The organism is Rathayibacter rubneri, assembly GCF_023743255.1.
GTDB lineage: Bacteria > Actinomycetota > Actinomycetes > Actinomycetales > Microbacteriaceae > Rathayibacter > Rathayibacter rubneri.
Genome location: NZ_JAMRYM010000127.1, coordinates 1 through 7,942, shown reverse-complemented (window position 1 = coordinate 7,942; position 7,942 = coordinate 1). Strand labels below are relative to the sequence as shown.

Sequence of the window (7,942 nt, the reverse complement as noted above, 5' to 3'; positions counted from 1 at the left end):
GACCGGCTGCACCCCCTCCGCCGATCCGGTCGGTTCGGCCACCGGATCGGCGGAGGGGGTGCAGCCGGTCAGGCCGGTCAGAGCGGCGAGTGCAACAGCGCCCAGGAGCGCGCGGGAGCGGAGGTGCATGGCGGAGGACCCCTCGGAGCGGACGACGGAGGGCGCGGACCGTCCCCCTGGCATCATCCTCGGGCCTGTCGCGGGGAAGTCTGCACCGGATCCGGTAACGATCCGGTGCACCGGATCCGCCGTCCACCCCTGTCGTCGCGAGCGGCCACGCGGTCGACTGGCTGCGGCTCGCGCTCCGCGGGCACTGCGAGGAAGAAGGACCGCATGACCACCTGGCTCATCACCGGCTGCTCCACCGGGCTCGGACGCGCGCTCGCGCAGGCCGTTCTGGCGCACGGCGACAGCGTCGTCGTCACCGCGCGCGACATCGACTCCGTCCGGGACATCGCCGAGCGCTACCCCGCCACCGCGCTCGCCGTCGCCCTCGACGTCACCGACGAGTCGCAGGTCACCGCCGCGGTCCGTGCCGCCGAGGAGCGGTTCGGGCAGGTCGACGTGCTCGTCAACAACGCCGGCTACGGCTACCGCGCGGCCGTCGAGGAGGGTGACGAGGGCGACGTGCAACGCCTCTTCGACACCCAGCTCTCCGGCTCCGTGCGCACGATCAAGGCGGTGCTGCCCGGGATGCGCTCGCGCCGCTCCGGCACGATCGTGAACCTGTCGTCGATCGGCGCGCGGATCTCGCCGGAGGGCTCGGGCTACTACGCCGCCGTCAAGGCGGCGATCGAGGCGCTGACGCTCTCGCTCCGCAAGGAGGTCGCGCCGCTGGGGATCCGCGCCTTCTCGGTCGAGCCCGGAGGCTTCCGCACCGACTTCGCGGGGCGCTCGCTCACGCAGTCGGCCGAGCCGATCGCCGATTACGCCGAGACGGCGGGCAAGCGCCGCAAGGAGCACGACACCGTGCACGGCACCCAGGCCGGCGACCCGGAGCGGGCGGCGGCCGCACTGATCCGCGTCGTCGGATCGGAGTCGACCCCGTCGCTCCTCCTCCTCGGCAACGACGCGCAGGACGCGTTCCGCGCCGCACTGGACGCGCTGCGGGCGGACGCCGACGAGTGGGAGCAGCTGGGCCGGAGCACCGACTTCGACTGACGCAGGAGCGGCTCCGAGCCGGCGGAGGCGTCAGCCCGCCGCCTCGGTGAAGGGGAAGACGAGAAGGGTCGAGGTGGCCGTCGCGACCAGGCGCCCCTGGGAGTCGGTGACCCGCGCCTCGGCGAACGCGACGCGCCGGCCCGGCTTCACGACCGTGCCGATCGCGAGCAGCTCACCGCTGTCGCGGTGCACGCCGCGGAGGTAGCTCACCGTCAGGTCGAGCGAGGTGTAGCCGACCCCGGCGGGCAGCGTCGACTGCACGGCGCAGCCCGCGGCGGAGTCGAGGACCGTGCAGACGAAGCCGCCGTGCACCAGCCCGATCGGGTTGTAGTGCGATTCGTCCGGCCGGCAGCGGAAGACGACGCGGCCCTCGTCGACCTCGGCCAGGTCGGTGTTCATCAGCGCGGTGATCGGCGGGGGCGGGATCGTGCCGTCCTTCATCGCACGGAGGTGCTCGAGTCCGCTCATCCGCCTCGCCGCCGCCGCGGTGGCCATCGGATCGTGCCAGGTGATCGTCCTGCTGCGCTCGTCGCTCATGGTCGTTCCTCCTCGCCACGTCGTCGTGGGTGGCGATCGCACCCTACGCCCGCGACCGACCGGCTACGCCGACTCCCGGCGGACGAACTCCGTCGCCAGCTGCACGTGGGCCGGCTGCTCGCCGTCGATCTCGGCGAGCAGCAGCCGGGTCATCTCGCGCGCGATGCGCTCGAACGGCTGTCGCATCGTGGTGATCGCGGGAGTTGCGGCGCTCGCCGCGGGGCTGTCGTCGAAGCCGCCGACCGCCACGTCCTCGGGCACGCGGCGCCCGGACGCGAGCAGCACGGCGATGGCGCCGGCGGCCATGCGGTCGTTCGCGGCGAAGACGGCGTCGACGCCGGGGGAGGACTCGAGCAGTCGGGTCATCGCCTCGGCACCGCTGCGCTCGGACCAGTCGCCGTACTCCACCGGTCCCGCCGCTGCGTCGCCGAGCGCGTCGCGGTAGCCGTCGACCCGGAGGGAGGCGCCGAGGCGGTCGTCCGGCCCGGCGATCATGGCGGGGCTGCGGCGGCCGAGGCTCAGCAGGTGCTCCGTCATGCGGCGGGCGCCCTCGCGATCGTCGGCCGCGACCCAGCCGGCGCCACCGCCGCGCCGCTCGGGAGTGCCGCAGCAGACGACGGGCATGCCGGCCGCGCGCAGCTCGTCGAGGAGGGTGAGGTCGCGGCTCCACGACACGAGCATCACTCCGTCGATCTGCCCGGTGGCGAGGAAGTCGAGGGCGTGCCGCTTCGAGGCGTCGTCGGCGGCGAGGAGGAGGACCATCGCGTGGCCCTGCTCCGCCAGCGCCTTCGAGACGTGGGTGAGCAGGACGGCGACGTTGGGGTCGGCGAAGAGGCGCTCGACGTCCTCGCCGAGCACGAAGGCGATCGCTCCGGCGCGGCGGCGGCGCAGGCCCCTGGCGTGGGCGTTCGCGCGGTAGCCCGTGCGCCGCACGGCCGCCTCGACGGCGCGCTGAGCGTCGGGGCTGACCCATCTGCCGCCGTTCAGGGCGCGCGAGACGGTGCCGCGGGAGACGCCGGCCGCGGCAGCGACGTCGTCGATGGTGGGGCGCCGCGGGGGATCGCCGACGGGGGTCATCGCCCCAGTGTAGGCACCGCGTGCCGGCACTGGAAACGATCACAGTGCCGCTGCGGTGGTTGCGGCCCCTCGGCGCGTGAAGCCTGCTTTTCGACACTGGGAGCGATGACAGCTAGCCTGGCCGGACATCCGCCACTCGCCACGAGCAGCGGGCCGATCCGAAGGAGCATCAGGCATGACCGACCGCGCTGGAACCGACATCGACGCCGACGCCGGCACCGCCGCCGCACCCGTCTCGGGCGCTCCTGTCGGCACCGCCACCGTCCGGCACGTCCCGTGGGAGCGCGAGCGGCACGAGCCGCCGATGAGCACCGTCGAGGACCCGCACTCCCGCTACCGCCTCACCGATCGGTCCGTTCTCCGCGACGGCCGGCCCGTCATCCCGGTCTCCGGCGAGTTCCACCTCACCCGCGTGCCGCGGGAGCGCTGGGAGGAGCGGCTGCGCCTGATGCGCGCGGGCGGCGTGAGCGTCGTCGCCTTCTACGTCATCTGGATCCACCACGAGGGCGTCCGCGGCGAGCGCCGCTTCGACGGCGACCGCGACGTGGCCGCCTTCGTCGACCTCTGCGCCGCGATCGGCCTCGACGTCGTGCTGCGCATCGGGCCGTGGGCGCACGGCGAGGTCCGCAACGGCGGTTTCCCCGACTGGGTGCAGGAGGCGCCGGTCGCGCACCGCACCGACGACCCGGAGTACCTCGCGCTGGTCGAGCCCTGGTATGCCGCGATCGGCGAGCAGCTCGCCTCCCGCTGCGGTCCCGACAGCCCGGTCGTCGCGATCCAGCTCGAGAACGAGCTCTACGACCAGCCCGAGCACCTGCGCACTCTGAAGCGGATGGCCCGCGCGGCCGGCCTCTCGGCTCCGATCTGGACCGGGACCGGCTGGGGCGGCGCCGACCTGCCGACCGACGAGGTCATGCCCGTGTTCGGCGGCTACCCCGACGGCTTCTGGCTCGATCACGACCAGCCGTGGGACGACACGTTCCGCGAGCACTTCTTCTTCTCGCACGTCTGGGACGACCCGGGCATCGGCGCCGATCTGCGCCAGGGCGTCGCGCTCGAGGCGCCGCGCACTCCGTCCGAGCTCTACCCGGCCGCGACCTGCGAGCTCGGCGGCGGCATGGCGCTCGCGTACCAGCGCCGCCCGCGGGTCGAGGCGCTCGACGTCGCCGCGGTGGCGCACGACAAGATCGGCAACGGCTCGGCGTGGCAGGGCTACTACATGTTCGCCGGCGGCAGGAATCCGGGGCCGGACCTGCAGGAGTCGCAGGCGACGGGCTACCCGAACGACATGGCCGTCTTCGACTACGACTTCCGCGCGCCGATCGGAGCGACGGGCCGCACCTCCGGCAGCTTCGGGCTGCTGCGCCGCCAGCACGCGATGCTCGCGGCCTTCGGCAGGACGCTCGCCGAGATGCCGTCGAGCCTGCCCGACGTGCGACCGGAGGGGGTGCGCGACTCCACCACGCTGCGCTGGGCCCTGCGGAGCGACGGCACGAGCGGAGTGGTGCTCATCACGTGGCACCAGCCGCACGAGCCCCTCGAGGAGCACCCGGGCGTGCGGTTCGAGGTCGTGCTGGAGGAGCGGACCGTGCTCTTCCCGGCCGAGCCCCTGCGGATCCCGGTCGGCACGATCGCGCACTGGCCCGTCGGGCTCGTGCTCGGCGGAGTCGAGCTGGAGTGGGCGACCGCGTCGCTGCTCACGGTACTCGAGGGCGAGCGGCCGACGCTGGTGCTCGTCGCGGAGGAGGGCATCGCCCCCGAGCTGCGCTTCGCGGACGGGACGGCCCTGATCGTCGACGGCGCCGCGGTCGACGCCGCCGCGGTCGACGGTCCGCTCCTCCGCCTCGTCGGCGACGAGCCGGTGCTCGTGACCGCCGACGGCGCACTCGACGTCCTCGTCCTGCCCGCCGCGATCGGCGCCGAGGCCTGGGCGCTCGAGGGCGACTCCGGGGTGCGGCTCCTGCTCGGCGCCGAACCGCTGTGGACGGACGCCGAGGGCCGGCTGGTCTCGGACGGCGCCGCCGTGCGCCCGGCACCCCGCGAGTACCGCGACGGGACGTTCGTGGCGGTGACCGGCTCCGTCGACGCCCCGGCGGACGCGCCGTCGGTGCGACCCGTCGTCCTCGAGGAGCTGCGCCCGGCGGGTTCGCCGCCCGCGTCGTACGGCGGTCGAAACGGCCGGGCCGCGGCGCCCCGCGACTCCGATTTCGCCGCCCACGCCTCGGCTCACCGCCTCGTCCTGCCGGACCTGTCCGCGCGGGCCGTCCGCCGGGAGCTCGAGATCGACTGGGCGGGCGACGTCGCCCGGGTGCTCGTCGACGGCGTCCTGCGCGCCGACCGCTTCTGGAACGCCGACGGCTGGGTCCTCGACCTCGACGACCTGGGGGTCGGCCCCGGCTCGGAGGTCGTCGTCGAGATCCTGCCCCTACCGCGCGGCGCCGAGGTGAGGCTCCCGGACGACGCCGAAGCCCTCCGCGCCGCATCGGCGGAGCCCCTGCACGAGCTCGGCGCGGCGCGCGTGGTCGACGTCTTCCGGTGGACACAGGCCCGAGACTGACGCCGCTCAGGCCGCGAGCATCCGCTCCGCCGTGCGCAGCGACAGCGCCATCGTGGCCAGCGCCGGATTCGCGATCAGCGCGCTCGGGAACACCGAGTTGTCGCAGATCCAGAGGTTCGGCACGTCGAAGCTGCGTCCCGCGTCGTCCACGACGGCGTCGGTCGGGTCCGTGCCCATCCGGCACGTGCCGAGGGTGTGCGCGGTGCGGGCGAGCACGCGCGTGCTCGTCGCTCCGGCCGCCTCGAGGATGGCGGTGAGCGTGCGGATCGCGTGCCGGTCGATCGCCTGCTCGTTCGAGCCCGGCGAGAACGAGATCAGCGCCTTGGGCACGCCGTGCTCGTCGAGCTCGCCGGTCAGCTCGAGGCGGTTGCCGTCCGACGGCAGGCACTCGGCGTTGATCCCGACGCCCGCCAGGAACCGGTAGTCGTCGAGCGCGTCCATCAGGTCGCGCCCCCACAGCCCGCCGCCGCGCACGAGCGTCGTGGCGAGGGTGAGCGGCATGACGCCCAGGCTCTGCACGAGGTACCCGCCCGCGAAGTCGGCGTCGGCCGGCCGCACGGTGTCCTCCGAGATGACGGAGGAGGGGTAGCCGCGGTAGCTGCGCATCTCGCTCTCGAAGGTGCCCCAGACCTGCACCGCCCCGTGCGCGAGGAAGTTCCGGCCGACCTGGCCGCTGCTGTTCGCGACTCCGGTGTGCAGCAGCAGGCGCGGCGTCTCGACGCCGCCGGCGGCCAGGACGAGGGAGGAGCAGCGCTGCCGGCGCTCGACCCCGCCCGCCGTGTAGAGCACCGCGCTCACGCGACCGGCGGCGTCGAGCTCGATGCCGTGCACGAACGAGTCCGCCCGGATCTCGGCGCCGGCGCGCACGGCCGCGGGCAGGTAGGTCGTGTCCATGCTCGCCTTGGCGCCGGTGCGGCAGCCCTGGTGGCACTGGCCGCAGCCCACGCACGCGGGGCGCTCGCCGTGGTCCCGCTGGTGCCGGCTCTCGCTGAGGACCGCCGCCGGGGCGTCGACCGCCCGCATCCCGAGCGCCGCGCAGCCGCGCAGCATCATGTCGGCGGACGCGTTGCGGTCGACGGGCCCCTGCAGGTAGCGCCGCGACGGGTCCCACGGGTAGTCGGCGGGCCCCGAGACGCCGATCGTCGCCTCCACCCGCTCGAGGTACGGGGTGAGCTCGGCGTGCGCGATCGGCCAGTCGCGGCCGAGGCCCGACTCGGTCCGCAGCAGCAGGTCGCGCGGGTCGGGGCGCGGAGTGAACGCGCCCCAGTGCAGCGTCGATCCGCCCACGCCGCGGCCGCTGTTGTTCGGGCCGAAGGCGGTGGGGGCGTCGCCGCCGCTCAGGCGCTCCTGCATCCAGTTGATCTCGGTCGCCACCGTCTCGTCCGAGGTGTGGCTCGCCGCGTCGAGGTTCGGGCCGGCCTCGAGGGCGACGACGCGCAGGCCCCGGGCGGCGAGGGTCGCGAGCAGCGGCGCCCCTCCGGCGCCGGTGCCGACGACGACGACGTCGACCGTCTCGTCGAGGTCGAAGCGGCGCATGCCGGTCGTGTTCATCGCGGGCTCCTCGCCGTCGGCTCCCAGTCGTCGCGCTGATCCGCCCCGAGGGAGCGGAAGCCGGTGAGGGGGAGGGTGTCGCCACCGGAGGCGTAGCCGTCGTAGCCGACGCGCGCCATGCTCGCCGGGTGGGCGAGCCACTGGCGCACGAGGTCGACGCGGCAGTCCTCGAACCAGGCGGCGAGCTGCTCCGGAGAGAGGGCGCCGGCCGGGCCGGAGCCGTCGGCGACCGCGGTCAGCAGAGCGTCCTGCTCCGCCGCGGACAGCGACGCGAGGGGGGCGAGCGCGTCGAGCCCGTGCGCGTAGGCGAGCGGGTCCGCGGGCAGCGCGGCGTTGCGCCAGCCGTCGCCGAGACCGTCGGCAAGCTGGGCGTCGACGCGGGCGGCGAGGTCGATGCGGCCCGGCCGGTCGTCCTGCGGCACCACCCGGTCGGACACCGCGCGCAGCGTCGCGAGCCGGTCGACCGAGAGGGAGCGGGGCGCGTACCCCGGCTCGTCGGCGAGCAGGCGCTGGGCGAGCAGGGCCCGCACACGGGTGCTGGTGCGGGCGGAGGCGATGGCGCGGGAGACGTCGGCCGGCACGGCGGGACCGGTGCCCGCCCGCTCGAGCCAGAACGCTCGGATGGCCGCCGCGGGCGACGGCGTGCCCGCCTCGAGGATGAGCGTCGGCAGGGCGGCCGGGACGTCGTCCTCGGCGGTCGCGGCGTCCTCGCGGGCGCCGGGGAGCAGCACGAGTCCGGCGAGTCCGAAGAGCCCCGATCGTCCCGAGAGCGTGCGGGAGGCGACGACGGAGGCGGTCCGCGCCGCTCGGCCCCCGCCCGCGATCATCCATCGGGGCGAGCCGTGCTCGCGGATCGCGCCGATGGCCGCAGCGACGGTCGCGGGCGCGTCGGGAGCGACGAGGTCGGGAGCGACGACGTCGAGAGCGACGACGTCGAGCTCGGCGGCGAGCTCCTCCGCGAGACGCCCCTCCACCGCGACGCCCGGCTCGGGCACGACGAAGAGGGTGGCGCGCGCGGGTGCTGCGCTCGACGGCATGGGGCTCCTGTGGGGGTGGGAC

At 75.0% G+C, this 7,942-nt stretch carries 7 protein-coding genes; 2 read left to right on the top strand and 5 right to left on the bottom strand.

Translation table 11 applies throughout. The features are described 5' to 3' along the window. Positions 1-183: hypothetical protein (locus NB037_RS17700; protein WP_251948129.1), on the bottom strand; the 183-nt coding region annotated here is incomplete at its 3' end. Positions 184-333: 150 nt separating this feature from the next. Between NB037_RS17700 and NB037_RS17695 the strand changes: the two genes are divergently transcribed. Beyond that, positions 334-1,161: an oxidoreductase gene (locus tag NB037_RS17695; RefSeq protein ID WP_251948127.1), complete on the top strand. Its 828-nt coding sequence runs from the start codon at positions 334-336 to the stop codon at positions 1,159-1,161. A gap of 30 nt (positions 1,162-1,191) precedes the next feature. Here NB037_RS17695 and NB037_RS17690 read toward each other — a convergent pair whose 3' ends face one another. After that, positions 1,192-1,740: a PaaI family thioesterase gene (locus NB037_RS17690; protein ID WP_504972416.1), complete on the bottom strand. Its 549-nt coding sequence runs from the start codon at positions 1,738-1,740 to the stop codon at positions 1,192-1,194. Positions 1,741-1,761: 21 nt separating this feature from the next. Next, the gene (locus NB037_RS17685) at positions 1,762-2,775 is read right to left on the bottom strand and encodes a LacI family DNA-binding transcriptional regulator (RefSeq protein WP_251948123.1); all 1,014 of its coding nucleotides are present in this window, start codon (positions 2,773-2,775) and stop codon (positions 1,762-1,764) included. Between the two features lie 175 nt (positions 2,776-2,950). On the opposite strand from NB037_RS17685, the gene NB037_RS17680 reads away from it, so the two are divergent. Beyond that, positions 2,951-5,332, top strand: coding sequence for a beta-galactosidase (locus NB037_RS17680; protein WP_251948121.1), 2,382 nt, complete (start codon positions 2,951-2,953; stop codon positions 5,330-5,332). Between the two features lie 6 nt (positions 5,333-5,338). On the opposite strand, the gene NB037_RS17675 is transcribed toward NB037_RS17680, so the two are convergent. Continuing rightward, positions 5,339-6,883, bottom strand: a complete 1,545-nt coding sequence (locus tag NB037_RS17675; RefSeq protein ID WP_251948119.1) for a GMC family oxidoreductase — start codon at positions 6,881-6,883, stop codon at positions 5,339-5,341. Further along, positions 6,880-7,920, bottom strand: a complete 1,041-nt coding sequence (locus NB037_RS17670; protein ID WP_251948118.1) for a gluconate 2-dehydrogenase subunit 3 family protein — start codon at positions 7,918-7,920, stop codon at positions 6,880-6,882. Before NB037_RS17670 ends, NB037_RS17675 begins: the two co-directional genes overlap by 4 nt. Positions 7,921-7,942 lie beyond the last annotated feature (22 nt).

What these genes read in the sequence shown, in the direction of transcription:
- NB037_RS17695 (WP_251948127.1), top strand. Translation starts at nt 334, where the DNA reads ATGACCACCTGGCTCATCACCGGCTGCTCCACCGGGCTCGGACGCGCG.
- NB037_RS17680 (WP_251948121.1), top strand. Translation starts at nt 2,951, where the DNA reads ATGACCGACCGCGCTGGAACCGACATCGACGCCGACGCCGGCACCGCC.
- NB037_RS17670 (WP_251948118.1), bottom strand. Translation starts at nt 7,920, where the DNA reads ATGCCGTCGAGCGCAGCACCCGCGCGCGCCACCCTCTTCGTCGTGCCC.
- NB037_RS17675 (WP_251948119.1), bottom strand. Translation starts at nt 6,883, where the DNA reads ATGAACACGACCGGCATGCGCCGCTTCGACCTCGACGAGACGGTCGAC.
- NB037_RS17685 (WP_251948123.1), bottom strand. Translation starts at nt 2,775, where the DNA reads ATGACCCCCGTCGGCGATCCCCCGCGGCGCCCCACCATCGACGACGTC.